This is a genomic window from Luteimonas flava (assembly GCF_036584485.1).
Lineage (GTDB): Bacteria > Pseudomonadota > Gammaproteobacteria > Xanthomonadales > Xanthomonadaceae > Luteimonas > Luteimonas flava.
Genome location: NZ_JAZHBM010000001.1, coordinates 188813 through 205746 on the forward strand (window position 1 = coordinate 188813; position 16934 = coordinate 205746).

The window sequence follows — 16934 nt, forward strand, 5'->3', positions numbered from 1 at the left end:
GATCGATGACACTTTGTGCAATCGATTGCGCGCACGTCGCGACGCCGGGTGGCGGTCGCGACGTGTGCGCAGGACCTCAGCTGTCGAAGGCCTCGTCGGCGATCGACAGCAGCGAGGCCGGGCCACTCGCGATCGCCGCGGCATGGCTCAACGTGCGCGGCAGGATGCGGGTGAAGTAGAAGCGTGCGGTCTCGCGCTTGCCGGCCTTGAAACTCTCCGGGCGCGACGAGGCATCGGCCACCGCCACGCTGCGTGCCCACCAGTAGGCCAGCGCCACGTAGCCGGAGAAGAACAGATAGTCGTACGCGGCCGCGCCGATTTCCTCGGGATCGGCCGCAGCGCGCCCGGCGATCGCACGCGTCAGCGTCTGCCACTCGCCGGCCTTCGCCCGCAACGGCTCGATGAACTCGGCCAGCGCCGCGTCGTTCGCGTGCTCGGCGCAGAAGCGATCGATCATGCCGAGGAACACGCGCAGGCCCGAGCCCTGCAACTGCAGGGTCTTGCGGCCCATCAGGTCCAGCGCCTGGATGCCGGTCGTGCCCTCATAGAGCGTCGTGATGCGGGCATCGCGCGCGAGCTGCTCGATGCCGTGCTCGGCGATGTAGCCGTGGCCGCCGAAGCACTGCAGGGCGTGGTAGGTGCACTCGTTGCCCCATTCGGTCAGACAGCCCTTGACGATCGGCGTCAGGAAGCCGAGCAGATCGTCGGCTTCTTTGCGCGCGGCATCGTCGGCGGCGAGTTCGGCGCTGTCGACCAACGAACCGGCGTGGTACGCCAGCAGGCGGCCGCCTTCAGTCAGCGACTTGCAGGTCAGCAGCATGCGGCGCACGTCGGGCTGCACGAGAATCGGATCAGCCGGCTTCGATGGCAGCTTCGGGCCCGACAGCGCACGCGACTGCAGACGCTCGCGCGCGTAGCGCAGCGCGTTCTCGTAGGCGCGCGTGGCGAGGCCCAGACCCTGCACACCGACGCCGAGGCGCGCGGTGTTCATCATCGTAAACATCGCCATCAGGCCCTTGTGCGGCTGGCCGATGAGATAGCCCTGCGCGCCATCGAAATTCATCACGCAGGTCGCCGAGCCGTGGATGCCCATCTTGTGTTCGACCGCGCCGCAGCGCACGGCGTTGCGCTCGCCTACTGTCCCGTCGCGTGCGACCTGGACCTTCGGCACGATGAACAGCGAGATGCCCTTGCTGCCCGCGGGGGCGTCAGGCAGGCGCGCGAGCACCAGGTGGATGATGTTGTCGGTGAGGTCGTGCTCGCCGGCGGTAATGAAGATCTTGGTGCCGGTGATCGTGTAGCTGCCGTCGGCGACCGGCTCGGCGCGCGTCTTCAGCAGGCCGAGGTCGGTGCCGCACTGCGGTTCGGTCAGGCACATGGTGCCGGTCCAGGTGCCGGCGATCAGCGGCTTGAGGAAGACTTCCTTCTGCCAGTCCTCGCCGTGGTGGCGCAGCGCGTTGACCGCGCCGTGCGAGAGCAGCGGGAAGTTGCTCCACGCGAGGTTGGCGGCATCGATCATTTCCTCGAGGCAGATGCCGATCGCATGCGGCATGTTCATGCCGCCGAATTCGGTCGGCGCGCTCATGCCGGTCCAGCCGCCCTCGGCGAACTGGTCGTAAGCGGCCTTGAAACCGTCGGGCGTGGTGACTGCGCCGGTGGCCTTGTCGAACCGCACGCCCTGTTCGTCGCCGATGCGGTTCAGCGGCGCGAGCACGGTCTCGCACATGCGCGCGCACTCGTCGAGCACGGCGTCGACGGTCTCGCGGTTCGCATCGTCGAAGCCGAGCGTGGAGAACAGGGACTCGACCTGCAGCACGTCGTGCAGCGCGAAACGGATGTCGGTCAACGGGGCGTGGTAGGTGCTCATGCGTCTGTCTGGCTCGCTTGCGTGTTCGTATCGGTGAAAAGAGGTGGCGGCGTCAGCGCATCACGCCGGGCAGGCCCGGCACGGGATTGAGGGTGCTGTCGCGGCGTACGGTGTAGTCCCTGGCGCTGTTGCGGTCATCGGGCGCGGCGCGGATGCTGCCGTCGATCCGGTAGTTCAGCGAACGCCCCGCGGCCAGCGCATCGGCCGCGTGCAACCGGCCTTCGGCAGACGGCGCCAGGCGCAAGCTCAGGATGTCGGCCGATTCGGGACCGATCGTCAGCGTGGTGGCGTCTTCGAGCGTGCCCGCGGACACGCCGTCGACCGACACTGCGAAGCGGATGGATTCGAAGCGCATCGGAATGCTGCTGTAGTTCTGCAGGCGCAGATCGACCGACCAGTTGCCGTCGGCGCCGACGCTCAGCTGCTGGATGCTCGCGGTGGGTTCCGATACGCGACGCTGCCCGGTCACGCAGGCGGCGAGGGCGCCGGCCAGCAGCACGATCGTCAGCAGTTTCCACGGTTTCATGCGCGGCACTCCGGTTGCGGGTGGAGGCCGATGTTAACGCGTCGTCGGTCGCGAGCCGCTGCGCGGAATGGCCTCGAATGCGGCGCTCGACACGAGTTTTCGAAAAACGGTTGCCGTTCGCGAGCCCGCCCCGTATCATGCGCCTCCCGCAGTGGCCGGGTAGCTCAGTTGGTAGAGCAGGGGATTGAAAATCCCCGTGTCGGGGGTTCGATTCCCTCCCCGGCCACCATATATATCAAGGGCTTGCAGAGATGCAGGCCCTTTTTATTTGGACGAATCGCAATCTCGTTGCCGTTCCGTTGCCGTTTGTATGCGACTCGCGCGTTGCGCATCGCACTTAGGCCGCGCGCTGTTCGCCTTCGGTATGGCCGTCGAGTACGCGGGCAATCCATGCTGCGACTTCATGCTCCGGCCAAACCACAACGGTGGGCGTGACCTTTCGTTGTCGCGGGAACGTGCCGGCGTCGATCAACTTGTAGATGGTCGTACGGCCGAGGCCGGTTAGGCGTTGTACTTCTGGCATCCGAATGAGGCGACGCGGGGCCGTGTGGGCGGTGGTGTTCTGGTCCTGCATTGGAATCCTAGGCATGAGAAAGGCCCGCCGCGGTGGTGGGCCGGGCGGGCGTCGGTAGTGGTGTGGTGGTAGGAAAGGCGGCCCCGGTCCTGCTGTAGACAGCGAAGGGGGTACGGGGGGTGATCGGCGCGCTCCGACTTCTTAGATACCCTCGCGGAAATTTGTCACCAAAATTCTGTCCAGGTCGAGACGCAGCCTTGTGTCCCGTCAGTCTCGGTTGGTTCCGTCCGCCCTGTCGGGGAATTGGCGGGCCACCTCGTCGGTGATGTTCCGCACCCCGGTGAGGTTGTTGAACCACCAGATTTTCCAGAAGTCCCGCATCTGCTTCTCGGTGATCGCTTGGTCGTCATTGATCGCCGCACCGGCCATGCCCAAACTGCCGTAGGCCCGGTTGAACAGGTCGAGGGTCGGAATCCCCATGACACCGTTCTCTAGGCCGGTGGACCTGTTGTTGGCGAACACGGGGTCATTCCGCAGGATGTCCGACCACACGGCGTCGGTGATCGCCGGGATCGCGGTTGCCCAGCTCGATTGCGCTACGGCGTTCTTGTAGAAGTTCGCCATCGTGAGTTGCTGCTCCCGCTGCTCGGGGTTCCCTACGGTGTTGACGTAGGTACGCGCGGCCCAGCCCATGCCAGCAAAGCCGGCGCTGAGGGTGACCATCGCGTAGGTGCGCCAGTCGTCGTAGTGGTGGACCGAGTTGAGGAAGTGCCGGGTGTAGCTGTTGACCATGAAGCTGCGGAACTGCAACAGCAGCCGCCCGGTCACCCCATGCATAAGCTCGATGCTGTCCGAGGCGTCACCCTCCATGACCTGATGCCGCGTCAAGCGGAACAGGAAGGCGGCCATGTGCTCGCGGGTCTGGAACGGCAGTGCGTCGGGGTTGATGTCCTCGATCCGCTGCTTGCCCCGTAGGTGCCCGAACAGCTCGCCTTGGGCCTTCTCGGTGAGACCCCATGACCGCAGCCGCGCCACCTCCGCGGGTGTCAGGGCCTCGGCGTTCGCCAGGTCGATTAGCCGCAGCATCGTGGCCCGACCAGCGACGCGTTGAAGCATCGTGTTGATGGGGGCCATGCCCGACGCCACCGAGGTGACGTAGTTCGCCGCGCTCATGGCGTTGTCGATGTGGTGACCGCCTTGGACGTTGAACGTCTGCGGCGCTAGCGCCCCGTCGTCAATGCGGAGGAACGGCGGGTTCCGCATCCAATCAGTCCCCGGCGCGAACAGCCGCTCCATCGTCCGCGCTTCCTCCGACAGTAGCGTTCCGTCCGATCCGCGGCGGATGAGGTCGCGGGCAACCTTGGTGGAGTCGATGAAGTTCCGCAGGCCGCCGTGGGCGATAGCCGGTCCCAGCTCGGCGAACAGCGTAAAGCCCACCTGATTCATCACGCGGGAGAAGTTGTAGTTCCGAAGGAAGCGCCCATAGCGCGACGCGGCACCCGCAGGGTTTTCCTCGGTGGACCTGCCGAACACTGACCGTTCGCCGATGTCCAGCAAGCGGGACACACCGCGGTCGCCAGACTTCCGGGCATCTGCTTCGACCTGTCGGCGCCATGCATCCAGCTCGCTCCGTGTCTTCACCCCGACCTTGGCCGCCATAGCGGACCAGCCGGTCATTTCTCGGAGATATCTCGACATCACGGCGTCGATGTCGTTGTCCAGCAGATCGGCCACCGACACCTCCACCTCGTCGCCGGCATCGTTCCGCAGAGTCGCTGCAAAGGTCTCGTCCAAGTCGATACGACGGCGTGCCCGGTCGAGCTTGCCGGATTGATAGGCGCGCTGTTCAAGGCCACCGATGAGCGTCTGTGCCCGCGAGGGTGATACCCCGGCCTCTTGGAGCATCCGGGCAATCTCGTCCACAGCGTCCGCATTGAGCGGCCGGACCAGCAGGTCCATGCCGTCACCCTCGAAGCTACGCTGAGCACGGTCCACCCAAGCACGCGCGACAGCGCCCAGCAACTCGTCGTCGATTACTTCGCCGTCGTCAGCGGCGGCCTGCCACGCCCGGCGCATAGCCGGCTGGATTAGGCCGGCCACTACGTCGTCCTTGTGCAGGCCGAGGTCACCAAACAGCCGTTGAAAGCCGCGCGCGCTGAAATAGCGTGGGAGGTAGTTCCCGTTCGGCCGCACGTTATCGAAGCCGTCCAGACCCGAATCACGCGCAAGCTGCAAGACTCGCTGCATGGTGTCGGCAACGGAGCGCGCGGCCTGCTGTGCTTCGAGGGAGACATCCGCTTCACCGCGAACGGCGCGGCCGACTTCCTCGTTGAACCGGATGCGCTCGCCGACGTTCCACCAGTGGGCGCCAGTGCGCGCCTTGTAGGCCGCCCAAGCTGCATTCGTGCCGGCCCGCCACTCGGTGTCGAACGATGCGAGATGACGCTTGGCAAACTCGCCGGCCGATTCCTCTACCGCGATGCTGCGATCCGTGTACCCCACGCCATCGCGGAACAACAGGCGGCCAGCTTCGCGCACCAGCGGGGACGCGGCGTTACCCATCCTCGCCGCCAAGTCTCGCCGCACCACCCCAAACGCAGGGGCGATGTGGGCATTGGTCAGCGCTTGGTCAACAAACGCGGCCTCCCGGTCGGTCTCGTTGCGCAGCGGGTTCGCACCGGGCGTCGGGTCAGCGGTGGAGCTTCCCGCGACACGGGCGGCGGACAGCGAGTCATCGCCGGCCAGCCGCTTCACGGTGTCAGGGTTCACCGTGCCGTCGTACAGCGCGCCGCGTCGGGCACCGAGGGCACCAGCAAAGGCGAACGACAGCGCGGCCGACTGCACACCGTCTGCCAGCGTCAGTTCCGGGTCGTAGGCGGACTGTGCGGCCGACAGGGTGGCCGACACCGCGGCGCCTTGGAGACCACTGCGGGCAGCATTGGCGATCCGCCCGGCCTTCGCGGCGTAGCCGAGGCCACCTGTAGCGAGGTCGAGGCCAGTTGCCACCGGGTCGGTGAAGCCGAGAAGGATTTGTCCGCCGAGGCCGAACTGTGCGAGGTCTTCGTCCGCCATCTGATTCTGAAAGGCAGTGTGTTCGAGAAACGACAGGTGATCCGCGGAGACCGCACGGCCGAACAGTTCCCATTGCTCCGGACGGAGGCCCTGCGATTCCCAGCGCTTGCGCGCGTCTTCGGGAATGCGGAACTCGGGGTCGATGTCGAATCCAAGCTCGGTCGTGAAGCGGTCGATGAAGCCGATGCCGCCCTTGACCTGGGCAGCTCCGATTCCGTCCCACACGGTTGTTTGATCCTTGCGGGTCTGTACGGCTTCGCGTTCGGCCCTGCGTTCGCGCACAGCTTCCACGAGCGGCTGCTGTACGGCGGGCTTGACCTGCGTAGTGTCGGCGCCAGGGAGGAACTCAAACACGGGGCGCCCCTCGCAAGCTGTTCTGCACTTCCTCAGGCGTTGGGATAGCCAGCAGAAGGCGGTCGATGGTCTCGCCGTTCGTTAAGTGGCGGCCTTCCCTGCGAGCCAAGTACCGCTGCCAATGCTTGAAGTGATTGAAGGCGGCGAGACCGAACGCCACCTCTCGGTAGACCACGGTGTCCGGCTTGGGCGTAGCTTGCGGATAGACGCTCACGCCACACCCCCGCTGACGGTTTGGTTCAGCCCGTCGATTCGTGGCAGCAGTGCGTCGCGCTCTAGTCGGGTATAGCCCTCGCGCAGTTGAAGGTTGTCGCGCCTCAGGTTGAGGGTGTTGTTGTCGCGGTAGAAAATGCGGCGGTCCTTCGGCGCGTCTAGGATCATCCGCGAGACGGTCAGCGCGGTATGGCGCTTGCAGGCATCGCATGGCGAGCCGCGGGGGACATGGCACTGCACGTAGCTCCGCAGAGCCGTGCGGCTAAGGCGGTTGGGGATCGTGTGCTGCCAGTTGCCTGTGATGCCTCTGGCGATCAGGGCGGCGTAGTCGTCTGCGTACAGCTCAGCAAAGTGCTTGCCATTCGACAGGGGGACGCGCACGCAGGGGGTGCCGTCTGGATCGTTGAACGGGATCGGATGGCGTGTGACTCGCTTCTTCATGGTCTTCTCCGTTTCCCGATAGCGCGCACGGCAAAGCCGCCGAGGCCCGAAGGCCCAGCACTAGCGGGTGTTGTGGTGGTTGAGGTGATACGGCGGTGGGGCGCCAGTTGCGCCGGGTGTGTTGGTAGAGCAGCCTTTCGTCAAAGATGACTACTAAACCCGTTCGGGGTTATCTCGGTCAGCTCGATGCAGACCGCGGCGATCAGTGGTCTTGGCGGCGGTTCGTGAACTCAAATCGCCGCGCACACGTACTGCGACGACTGGCGGCCGAGGCAGCGATGTAGCAAGGCGTCTAGATCGGCGCGCGCGCCACGCGTAGGGCGGCGGTGGCACGGTTAGGCGCTTAGGGTGTGAGGGCGCTTAGCGGGCGGCGCAGGCGATCTTGGCTGCGGTGGGTATCGCGTGTGCCTAGCCATTGGTTAGGCTTCGCGCGCAGCCCCCTCGTCGGGGGGGGGTCAAGGACAGCAATGCTCAGGATCGCAGCAATTTTTCTCGCCCTTCTCCCATCCGCGTTGGCTGTCGCGGAGGACACGGCGGAAGATCGAATGGTTTCCGCGTGGCGAGTGTGGGGCGCTTGCGTGAGCCTCCAACTCGTGCCCTACGCACCAGCGGCATCCACCGCTGAGGAAGCCATCACCGCTGCCAAAGGCGTCTGCACCGGAACCCGTGATCTTCTCGAAAGACAGCTCAAGGACGCGGGCGCAGACCTAGACACTGTGCGCGCCATCTTCTCGGACTGGGATGAGCGTCTGGTGCCGCGCTGGACCAAGGAATACTTGGACCTGAGGATTGCGGCAAGCAAGCCACCCACCGCGGGGTGACTAAGGTGGACCTAGGTCACCGTAAGGATCACCTATGTGGAACCATAGTTGTCTTTGGTGGTGAATAACTAAAGAACAGTAATGAATAGTAATACTGTTCATTAACCATGATAGGTGGTCTGTCAAGAGGCGGGTTCCGGTGATCATTCGCCCCGTTGGCGGCTTCGGAGATCCTTAGGTCGGTAGGTGTAAGCGCACTGGAAAACGCTGTTTCGCGTTGCTCGTCTGCCGGGGAGTTTGTTTCCCTGTAGTTGACTACCAAATGCTAATGCCATCGCCCGGCGTCACAGCGCGCGACAGAAGCGCGTGAGCGTGCAGCCATCCACGCGCCTATCTTCCATCGCTGGTCCAGCGCCAGCGGCCGCGCAAGGGCCTCTACATCGATGCGCCTTGGTGTCACCTTTGCCAGCAGTGGTGGAAGATGCCGAAGCCTGCGAAGTCGCTTTTAACGACGATAGCAGCCATAGCGCTGTCTGGCGTCGTAAAAGGCCCTCCGCATATAGGAAGGGCGCTTGGGCGCGCGCTTATTGAACAAACAGCGCATCAACGAGACGCTGAGAAATAAGGAACTGCGCCATGTCGTCTTCTCGGTTGAGCATCAGGCCGGCTACCTGTTCCTTTGTGATTAGATACACCGCACTGCGGTCTAGCTCTAGCTCAGTGCCGTGTCCGTGGAGCTTGACCAGCGCGACTAGGTGGAACTTCTCAGGGAGCCTGAGCCGCGCGGGGAACCTTGCGGTGGAGGTTTTCACTTGAATGGTCCTGACGGCATAGCCTTTCAGGGCTATCAGGTCGTTGCCGCTATCCTTAAGAGGAGCGGCGGCCTGCACGCCGTATTGAAGAAGGCGTGTCTGCACCAGCAGCTCGCCTATGGTGCCTATCGCCATGTTGTCGGAAATCGCGTTTGCCATGCGTTGAGACCTGGGGTTGTCATCCCTTCGAGGATGCCGACTAAAACAAGCCGCGGCCTAGGACGCCCTCCCTCGGGGCGAGCGTCAGGCGCCCTAGGTACGTCGCTGCGCTCAGTCTTCGTCGTCGGCAGACATCCCGCATTCCAGACCGCACTCAGGGCCTAGCGAGTCGTCGTAGTCGCCATTGATGCTGACGATCTGCGCGTCTTCTCCGCGCTTCTCATCCTCCGCGATGCACGCACCGCACACATTTCTCTGCGGGTATTGCTCATCGGTCGAGTCTGACCCCATCGCGCCCCACAACGTGCAGGCTTGCCAATCCGTCGTGTCCATTCGCAACCCCAAGGTCCGCCGGGCTGGCGGCTGTTGGATTCTGCGCTGCGCCGAGGTTCGCGCAAAGTGCCGCCCGAGGGGTGGCCGTGTGATTCTGTGGAAGGATGACTACTAAAACTTTTTATAGGTCGTTTTCGCTTTAGATTCAGGCGCTTGCAGGCTTCGATCCCTCTTAGGTAATCCATGCCCCCACGTCAGGATTATTCCGGTCTACGCTCCGGCCGCGTCGCCCAAAAAGACAGATGGGGCCGCGCGCACGCTTGTCGATTCCAACAGGGGGAACACCTACATGACCTTGCTCTATTCGCTGACCTTCCGCATTCCGTTTACGTCCCGCGCGCTGTCCATCCTGCCGGCCACTAAGGGGCAGCAGGGCTTCTGGCTGGATCGCTCCCACGTTGCTTGTGTAGTTTTGGCGGTGGGGCGTTGGCATGTCTACATCGAGCGGCAGGCGGGACCGCTGCTCCGCTATTGCGGCTGAGCGGTCATAGAGTCTGGCTCGCCCCTCGTCTCGGTGTTGAGTCGGCGGAGAGCGCGGTAGAACTCGCGACCGCGCTCACCCTCCGCCATCTTGAACTCAGTAGGCCAGAGGACAACCTCTCCGGGGAAAACCCCATCAGGTTGCTGATTGGGGATGAGTCTCAGGGTGCCTTTGCGTTCGTCTTCAACCCGCAGTTTGAAGCTGGCGTACGCTCGATGTTGGTTCTCCACCACATCCAACACCACCCCTTCAAACCCGCCTCGAACGCCGACCTTCCCATCGACCAAAATCCGCGACCAAGGCACTGGCAGATGCTCAATCATATGGATCGAATGGATCTCGCCTGAGTAGCGACCGCCACCGAGGTACTGGATCGACAGTTGAAGATCGCCCTCATCTGTTGGCGGCGATGACTCCTGCATCACGTTCCGCGCTATCCACGCATTCGGATCGCTGGAATACCGGCCAGTAAAGCGCTCGTACTCTGTGAGGGCGTTGAGTGATGCCTCCTTTGCCTCCGAATAGTTAGATGCAAACGACACGATCTTGCTAGGCAGCTCAAGCAGTCCGAGAAAGAGGCTCATGATCCAGCCCGACGCAACAAGTAGCCACCGATACCACCGTCCGGAAGCTGGGGCGCGCGGGACACCGCTGACCGGCGATTCGGTAGCGCGAGGCTGGGTTGACCGGTGCTGGCGGCGTTGCTTCTTTGGCGGCATTGGGCGTTGAGAATTTGTTTACTGCATCCTGCCATGCGGGAAGGCTGGCGGGGTGGCATCGGCTGGCAGTGGGCCGTGAATCTCTTGAAGCGCGTCGCTCCACACAAGCGGCTAGGATGGGAGGGCACGTAGAGGTGCCTCGTATCGATTCGCGTAGGAAGCGCTTGATGTCATCTTTGGGATTCGAATGGAGAAATTCGCGGTGCGCCTTGGGGCTGCAACAGGTCAGTCTGGCACAACACCTCCTGCCTCCCCCGCGCCCCTGCTGCAAGCGTCATGACTTCGCGCGGAGTGCTATAGACCTGGCGCTTGAGCACCACCGGAGTCTCATCCTTCTAGTTCAGAGCGGGATGTATGGAAGCGCTGGGACGCTCCTTAGGCCCCTCGTGGAAGCGTCTACGGCTGCGTGGTGGTTGATCTACTCAGCAGATGACGCGGCAGTCCAGAGCTTGCCCACGACTCGTGTGGAGGGCCACCCGGATGATCTGCTCATGCTGAGGGACATGGCAGCCGACTTAACCACGGTCTTTCCTGTCATCGGCGCGATGGTTGAAGGGTTCAAGAAGAACGGAAGTCGTTCATCGAAGTGGATGCACCAATACACGCATGGAGGTACACCTCAGCTAACGCGCAGAGACCCCATCGGCAACTGGACGGACTTCGATATCGCACTGACTCTCGTGCGCGCAGAGATGTTTGGTCTTCTAGCCCCAGCAGCGGAGGGTGCGCTGTCTGGCAAGGCTGACCTTCTGTCGTTTGTGTTTGATCGCAGGGAGGCCATCGCCTTTGACCTCAATCGCATTTTTGGTCTCGGCGAACTTGGCGAAGGGGAGCGCGCCTTTCCAGAGCCGGACAAGCGTTGTTGCGGAGACCCGCTTTTTAGCTAGGTCACGCACGCTTGCGGCTTTCATTCCGGGTGCCACTCGCGGGCCGGGCCTTGGCTCTACTTCCTGGCCGAGCAACGGCGGATTCTGGATCGACTGCACACTCCGCTGCAACGTGGTCCGCCTTGGGTGCACGCTGCTGTACGTCTAGCGCGACGCGGTAGCGGCAGTGCTGCGCTACTGCTCGTGGTTCTGCGGGGAGTGGCGCTGCCTGCGAGGGGTCTACCTTCCCCTGCGGCGCTGCCAATCTTCGCCTACGTCCTCTCGCCCCTGCGAAGGGCTAACCGTACAAATGCAAAAGCCCGCTTCGTGCGGGCTTCTGTGTTGTTGGGTGGTGCTGTCTAGAAAGGGATGTCGTCGTCCGTGAAGTCATCCATAGGCACCGGGCGTGCACTCAGCTGAGCACGCTTCAACTTGAATCGGGACTGGTTGTGCTTAATCCAGTCCCATCCTGCGTCGGCCAGCCCGTAACAGGAGTAGGGATAGCCTTGCTCGTCCGACCGCTCGCTATCCGTCGCGAGACCAGCGAGCTTCAAATTCCGCAATGCCAGCATCGTCGCCACGTTGTGAAATCCTGCCTTCTCCATATCCCTTTTGATGGTGAAGGTGGAGACATGATCCCCCACTGAGTCCAGGTTGCCGGCTATGGCCGCAAGCGCAGTTATTTCATGATGCTCTAGACCTTCCAGCTTGGGGATTCGGACGGCGGAAGATACCGATTCCAAGCGATCCTCCTTCGTCAGGATTGCCTCGATACGCGCCTGAATCTTGTCGCGGAGGGCATCAAAGTCTCTGGGCGATCTGGTCTGGTAAGTGATGATTGAGCGGTGTTGCACGTCGAAGGGGAACTTCGATCTCCGAGCATCCGAGCACAGTAGGACGACCGATTTGTAGGCAGCGATTGCGTAGCCCAGCTCGAACCAGACGTTCGGGTTGTCCTCTGTGATATCGGCGAGGCACACCCTCGACTCGCGGATGCCGCTCTCGATGTCTTGGATCGGAATGCTGACGTTGGGGTCGCGGTCAACGCGATAGGCCTCAAGGCCCGAGGCGGTAATCGCCGGCTTTACGACATCCTCGAACCTGTTGTCGAACGCCCCGCCGTCGAACGGCTGGATGACAAAGCATCTCTCCACGATCTTCCCCTGTTGCCCTCGGGCTAGGATGTGAGGAAGTCAGTGTGGGGTCAACGACCGTCAACATAGGCCAGAGTTAGGGGGCTAGTGTGCCAACTCCGCAAAACATCCAGCTTTTCGATCAGGTGGTGATCCACGTTCTGGTGAAGCTCTACAGCAGCTTCCCCGATCCGCTAGACCTCAGTTGCACTGACATAGGAGCCGAGGTCGCCGAGGTGCTCGAAGGCGGCGCTGATACGGAAAACAACGCAGCTCGGCTCATTCTTTCTACCGCCAGCAGCACTTTGGGATTCTTGGTTCGTGAGGGATTTATTCACTGCGACCCAGAAATGCGGTGGATGAACGGGCCGGAGTTCCCCGGGGCGGTATTGACCCTGAAAGGCATCACGTTGCTGGGGCTAACCCCTTCTTCTATTGACGAAAGGGCCGACCGGCGTCCTTTCATCGATCAACTGCATGATGCGGCGGAGCGGGGCGCGGAAGGCGCTGCCGCAGGCATCGTCCAGTCTCTCCTTACGGGCGCCGTTCGGTTAGGTGTGACTGCGGTGTCGGGTGCTGGTTGGGGTGGCTAGACAAGAGCGGGGCCGTCGCTATGCAGCCCCGCGTTCGCTCTTGCGGCGCAGCGGCACCACGTCGGCGCCCTTGCTGCTTACGAGGCGGAACAGGGCTTCGAGTGCGTCCCGCTTTTCTTGCAGGTAGTCGTGGCGATCGTAGTGCCGTGCCTGCACGCCACCAAGGCCATGTGACTGTAGCTGCGCCCTCACGTCGGAGTGAACGCCTAGTTCCGCCAGTCGGGTCTCAACAGTTCGCCGGATGTCCGTGATGGAGAACACACCGGCAGGAAGTTCACCGGCGGCCTGCATCGCCTCCATGACCGCTCGGCACCGCAGGTACGCGGTCGATGCGACCATCCCTGCTTTACCCGCCGTAGTCGTAAACAGAAAGTCTCCCAAGCGATAGCGGCGGCCCTCGTCCGCGTTGCCATCGTCGCCTTCGGCGGGAGTGGGAAGCATGGCGTGCATGGCTTCGACTGCCTCTGGGATCAACGGCACAACATGCAGCCGCGGGGTTGTTCGGCGCCCCTTGGTGTCTCGGAGGGTAACCGTGGATTGATCGGTGTCGTAGTCGGCGAGCGTGGCGCGTGCAAGCTGGTCAATGCGCTGGCCGCCGGTCAGAAGATGGAAGCGGAGGCAGGCCGCGTCGTGATCGGGTAGGGCGCTAATGCGCTTCCAGTAGGCCCGAAGCTCTGACGTGCTCAGCGCGCGATGGCGAACGTTGGCTGCGCCTTCGATGGTCCCCAGGTCACGCGCGGGGTTGGTCTTGATGCGCAGCGCTCGAAGTGCTGGCGTGGCGCTCGCAGTGGTCCTTGCCCGGACGCCGGCTGAGTAAGCGGATTGCAGGTAGGAACGCACCTTCGCAGCCTCGCGCAGCTTGTCGTCGTCGGTCAGGCGGGTCAGGACCGACATTAGGTCATCCGCCGTCAGGTCATCTGCCGGGGTAGACCACAGAACGGGCCACGCTTCCTCGACGTGGCGGTGTAACGCAGCGCGAACAGCCTTTGCGCTGGCCTTGCCGCGGGCTTCCAGTGCATCGCAGTAGGCGTTCAATAGTGCGCCTAGGGTGGCTTGCTGGCGCTCCTGCTTTGACTGCTCGGCTCGGTCGGCGGCTTCCCGTTCCCGGCGTGCCTCGCGTTCCTCCGCGTCCAGTACGGCGCGCAGATCGCGGTCACCAGCACGGTAGCGGTTCGACAAACGATGCGCCTGCGCGCGCGCGTCGGCCAGCGACAGCGGGCCGCCTGAGCCTTTCCATTCGCCAAGGGGGTAGGGGTCGCGGCTCCCGTCCGGGCGCGTATAGCGGAAGTAGAACAGCACGCTGTCCTGCTCACGTCGGGCGTAGAGCGTGCCACCTCCGCGGGCACCTCCATCCGTCATCCATTCCCCGTGCTTCGAGGCACGTAGGCCGCGGTCCGTGAGTAGTGCCATTCGCTGTCCCCATTCGTTGCCGTTTAACGATGCTAGCACGCCCGTTGCCGTTCCGTTGCCGTTAGCGCGCGGAACCCGGCGAACGGTGGCGAAAAAGGAACTGCCTTAATTTAATTACTATCAATGACTTTTGATGATTCGGCGAACGGTGATGAACGACCCTGTATCTGGAAAATGATGATTGAAAATCCCCGTGTCGGGGGTTCGATTCCCTCCCCGGCCACCATTGCAGGTACGTCGAAAGCCCGCCATGTGCGGGCTTTTTGCGTTCCGGGCTGCGGAAATCCGTTTACCCGCGCGTCGCAGCAGCGCATCATCGCCGCGCGCCGCTACGGCGCTGGAGCTCTTTCGATGCCGACCGCCCAGTTGTCCGTCTTCTTCTTCCTGCAGGCCGCGGTGATCCTGCTGGTCTGTCGTCTGGTCGGCCGCCTGGCCCAGCGCCTCGGGCAGCCGCAGGTGGTGGGCGAGATGATCGCCGGCGTCACCCTCGGTCCGTCGCTGCTGGGCTGGATGCTGCCCGATCTGCAGGCAGCGCTGTTTCCCGCGCAGACGCTCGACACGCTGTACGTGTTCGCGCAGTTCGGCGTGGGTCTCTACATGTTCCTCGTCGGCACCGAATTCCGCGGCGACCATTTCCGGTCGCGCTTCCGCGGCGCGTTCGCGGTCTCCATCGCCGGCATCGTGGTGCCGTTCGCGCTCGCGTTCCTGATCGCCCCCTGGCTGCTCGGCATTCCGAATCTGTTCGCCGAGAACGTGCGCGTGTCTGATGCATCGCTGTTCCTCGGCGCGGCGATCGCGATCACCGCCTTCCCGATGCTGGCGCGGATCATCCACGAACGCGGCCTGGCCGGCAGTCCGTTGGGCACGCTCGCGCTGACCGCAGGCGCGGTCGATGACGCCGCGGCCTGGTGCATTCTCGCGATCGTGCTCGCCAGCTTCGGTGGCAGCTGGGACAGCGCGTGGTGGGCGATCGGTGGCGGCATCGCGTATGCGGTCTTCATGCTGCTGATCGGGCGCAAGCTGCTGCGCAGGCTCGCCGATGCCGTGCGTCCCGATGCACCGCTCAGCGCGACGATGCTCGCGGTCATGCTGATCCTGTTCTGCCTCAGCGCGTGGCTGATGGACGCGATCGGCATCCACGCGGTGTTCGGCGGCTTCCTGCTCGGCGCGTGCATGCCCAAGGGCGCGCTGGTGGAAAAGGTCCGCGACACGCTGCAGCCCTTCGTCGTCGTGTTCTTCCTGCCGATGTTCTTCACCTTTTCGGGGCTGAAGACGGATCTGGGCATGGTGCTGGAGCCGCAGCTGCTGCTCGCCGCAGGCGCGATCCTGCTCGTCTCGTTCGCAGGCAAGGGACTGGCCTGCTGGGCGGCCGCGCGCATGGCCGGCGAGAGCCCGCGCGATGCGCAGGCGATCGGCGCGCTGATGAACGCCCGTGGCCTGATGGAGCTGATCCTGATCAACATCGGCCTGCAGGCCGGGGTGATCAAACAGGGTCTGTTCTCGATCCTGGTGCTGATGGCCATCGTCACCACGCTGATGGCGACGCCGCTGTTCAACTGGATCATGCGTCGCCGCGGTGGCGAGCTGCCGGCCACTCCTGCGCAGGACGCGCGCTGACGCTCAGCGCGTCGGAGCGGCGCGGATGCGGTCGTACAGGCCGCCATCGGCGAAGTGCGTGGCCTGCGCCTTCGACCAGCCGCCGAACGCGTCGTCGACGGTGACCATGGGCAGCGATCGGAAACGCGCCAGCTGCGAGGCCGGCACGCCATCGCGCAGGATCGGGCGGAAATGGTGTTGCGCCACCAGCCGCTGCGCCGCGGATGTGTACAGCGTCTCGACGTATGCCTTGGCCACCGCGCGCACGCCGTGGGTGTCGGCGTTGCGATCGACCACCGCGACCACCGGTTCGGCGCGGATGCTGATGCTCGGATAGACGATCTCGAAGGCCTGGCTGGTCTGCGGATCGGCCAGCACGCGCAGCGCTTCGTTCTCCCACGCCAGCAGCACATCGCCGATGTCGCGGTCGACGAAGGTGTCGCGGGCCCCGCGCGCGCCGCGGTCGAGCACCGGCACCTTGCCGTAGAGCGCGCGCATGTAGTCCAGCACACGCCCGCCATCGCGATACGTCCGCGCGGCCCAGCTCCACGCCGCCAGATAGCTCCAGCGCGCGACGCCGGACGTCTTCGGGTCAGCGGTCACCACTTCGACATCGCCGACCAGATCGCCCCAGTCGGCGATGTGCTTGGGATTACCCTTGCGGACGAGAAAGACGACGGTCGAGGTGTAGGGCACGCTGCCGTGGGGCATCTGCCTGCGCCAGTCCGCATCCAGCAGTCCCGCGGACGCAATCCGGTCCACATCCGCCGAAAGCGCCAGCGTCACGACATCTGCAGGCTCGCCCGCGATCACCGCATCGGCCTGCGCGCCCGAGCCGCCATGCGTCTGCAGCACCTCGACGCCGCCGCCGCCATTCTGCCGCCAGCCGGCAGCGAACATGCGGTTGTAATCGACGTAGAACTCGCGCGTCGGGTCGTAGGACGCGTTGCGGAGAACGAGGTCCTCGGCCGACACGAGTGTCGGCAGCGCAAGGCACAGCAGCAGGGCAACAAGACGCATCGTCATCGCCAGACTCCGTGGGGGCGGCGTCGGCGCCACATTACCCGGTCGTCGGGGGAAAGGC

At 63.9% G+C, this 16934-nt stretch carries 16 protein-coding genes and 1 tRNA gene; 6 read left to right on the forward strand and 11 right to left on the reverse strand.

From position 1 onward, the window contains the following. Positions 1-76 precede the first annotated feature (76 nt). Positions 77-1867 (reverse strand): acyl-CoA dehydrogenase C-terminal domain-containing protein, encoded by a 1791-nt coding sequence (locus V3391_RS00890; protein ID WP_332076537.1) that lies wholly within the window; start codon positions 1865-1867, stop codon positions 77-79. Positions 1868-1919: 52 nt separating this feature from the next. Beyond that, positions 1920-2393, reverse strand: a complete 474-nt coding sequence (locus tag V3391_RS00895) for an LEA type 2 family protein (protein WP_332076538.1) — start codon at positions 2391-2393, stop codon at positions 1920-1922. Between the two features lie 153 nt (positions 2394-2546). On the opposite strand from V3391_RS00895, the gene V3391_RS00900 reads away from it, so the two are divergent. Then, positions 2547-2622 (forward strand) — tRNA-Phe (locus V3391_RS00900). Positions 2623-2730: 108 nt separating this feature from the next. On the opposite strand, the gene V3391_RS00905 is transcribed toward V3391_RS00900, so the two are convergent. From V3391_RS00905 to V3391_RS00915, 3 genes are all read right to left on the reverse strand, one after another. Continuing rightward, entirely contained in the window at positions 2731-2967 is a 237-nt protein-coding gene (locus V3391_RS00905) for a helix-turn-helix transcriptional regulator (protein ID WP_332076539.1), read from the reverse strand. Positions 2968-3174: 207 nt separating this feature from the next. Next, the gene (locus V3391_RS00910) at positions 3175-6333 is read right to left on the reverse strand and encodes a hypothetical protein (protein ID WP_332076541.1); all 3159 of its coding nucleotides are present in this window, start codon (positions 6331-6333) and stop codon (positions 3175-3177) included. Positions 6334-6543: 210 nt separating this feature from the next. Next, positions 6544-6987, reverse strand: a complete 444-nt coding sequence (locus V3391_RS00915; RefSeq protein WP_332076543.1) for a hypothetical protein — start codon at positions 6985-6987, stop codon at positions 6544-6546. Positions 6988-7565: 578 nt separating this feature from the next. On the opposite strand from V3391_RS00915, the gene V3391_RS00920 reads away from it, so the two are divergent. Beyond that, positions 7566-7808 carry a hypothetical protein gene (locus V3391_RS00920; protein WP_332076544.1) on the forward strand — a complete coding sequence of 81 codons (243 nt, stop codon included), beginning with the start codon at positions 7566-7568 and terminating at the stop codon, positions 7806-7808. Positions 7809-8332: 524 nt separating this feature from the next. Here the strand turns inward: V3391_RS00920 and V3391_RS00925 are convergent. Together V3391_RS00925 and V3391_RS00930 are read right to left on the reverse strand one after the other, a co-directional pair. Continuing rightward, on the reverse strand, positions 8333-8719 hold the full coding sequence (locus tag V3391_RS00925) for a hypothetical protein (RefSeq protein ID WP_332076545.1): 387 nt from the start codon (positions 8717-8719) through the stop codon (positions 8333-8335). Between the two features lie 111 nt (positions 8720-8830). Continuing rightward, positions 8831-9052, reverse strand: coding sequence for a hypothetical protein (locus V3391_RS00930; protein ID WP_332076546.1), 222 nt, complete (start codon positions 9050-9052; stop codon positions 8831-8833). A 289-nt stretch (positions 9053-9341) separates the two neighbouring features. Here V3391_RS00930 and V3391_RS00935 point away from each other — a divergent pair, with 289 nt between their 5' ends. Continuing rightward, positions 9342-9533, forward strand: a complete 192-nt coding sequence (locus tag V3391_RS00935; protein WP_332076547.1) for a hypothetical protein — start codon at positions 9342-9344, stop codon at positions 9531-9533. Here the strand turns inward: V3391_RS00935 and V3391_RS00940 are convergent. Further along, on the reverse strand, positions 9521-10117 hold the full coding sequence (locus V3391_RS00940) for a hypothetical protein (RefSeq protein ID WP_332076549.1): 597 nt from the start codon (positions 10115-10117) through the stop codon (positions 9521-9523). The two genes, V3391_RS00935 and V3391_RS00940, sit on opposite strands and share 13 nt — an antisense overlap. A 302-nt stretch (positions 10118-10419) precedes the next feature. On the opposite strand from V3391_RS00940, the gene V3391_RS17780 reads away from it, so the two are divergent. After that, positions 10420-11139, forward strand: coding sequence for a DUF6988 family protein (locus V3391_RS17780; RefSeq protein ID WP_425497181.1), 720 nt, complete (start codon positions 10420-10422; stop codon positions 11137-11139). A 338-nt stretch (positions 11140-11477) separates the two neighbouring features. On the opposite strand, the gene V3391_RS00950 is transcribed toward V3391_RS17780, so the two are convergent. Further along, positions 11478-12272, reverse strand: a complete 795-nt coding sequence (locus tag V3391_RS00950) for a hypothetical protein (protein ID WP_332076551.1) — start codon at positions 12270-12272, stop codon at positions 11478-11480. Positions 12273-12400: 128 nt separating this feature from the next. On the opposite strand from V3391_RS00950, the gene V3391_RS00955 reads away from it, so the two are divergent. Then, complete coding sequence (locus V3391_RS00955; protein ID WP_332076552.1) at positions 12401-12844, forward strand: hypothetical protein; 444 nt, start codon at positions 12401-12403, stop codon at positions 12842-12844. 18 nt (positions 12845-12862) lie between these two features. Here the strand turns inward: V3391_RS00955 and V3391_RS00960 are convergent, their stop codons facing one another. Then, the gene (locus V3391_RS00960) at positions 12863-14143 is read right to left on the reverse strand and encodes a tyrosine-type recombinase/integrase (protein WP_332076553.1); all 1281 of its coding nucleotides are present in this window, start codon (positions 14141-14143) and stop codon (positions 12863-12865) included. A gap of 462 nt (positions 14144-14605) precedes the next feature. On the opposite strand from V3391_RS00960, the gene V3391_RS00965 reads away from it, so the two are divergent. Then, entirely contained in the window at positions 14606-15871 is a 1266-nt protein-coding gene (locus V3391_RS00965) for a cation:proton antiporter (RefSeq protein WP_332076554.1), read from the forward strand. 3 nt (positions 15872-15874) lie between these two features. Here the strand turns inward: V3391_RS00965 and V3391_RS00970 are convergent, their stop codons facing one another. Then, a complete protein-coding gene (locus V3391_RS00970; RefSeq protein ID WP_332076555.1) occupies positions 15875-16876 on the reverse strand; it encodes a sulfate ABC transporter substrate-binding protein in 1002 nt (333 codons plus the stop codon). Positions 16877-16934 lie beyond the last annotated feature (58 nt).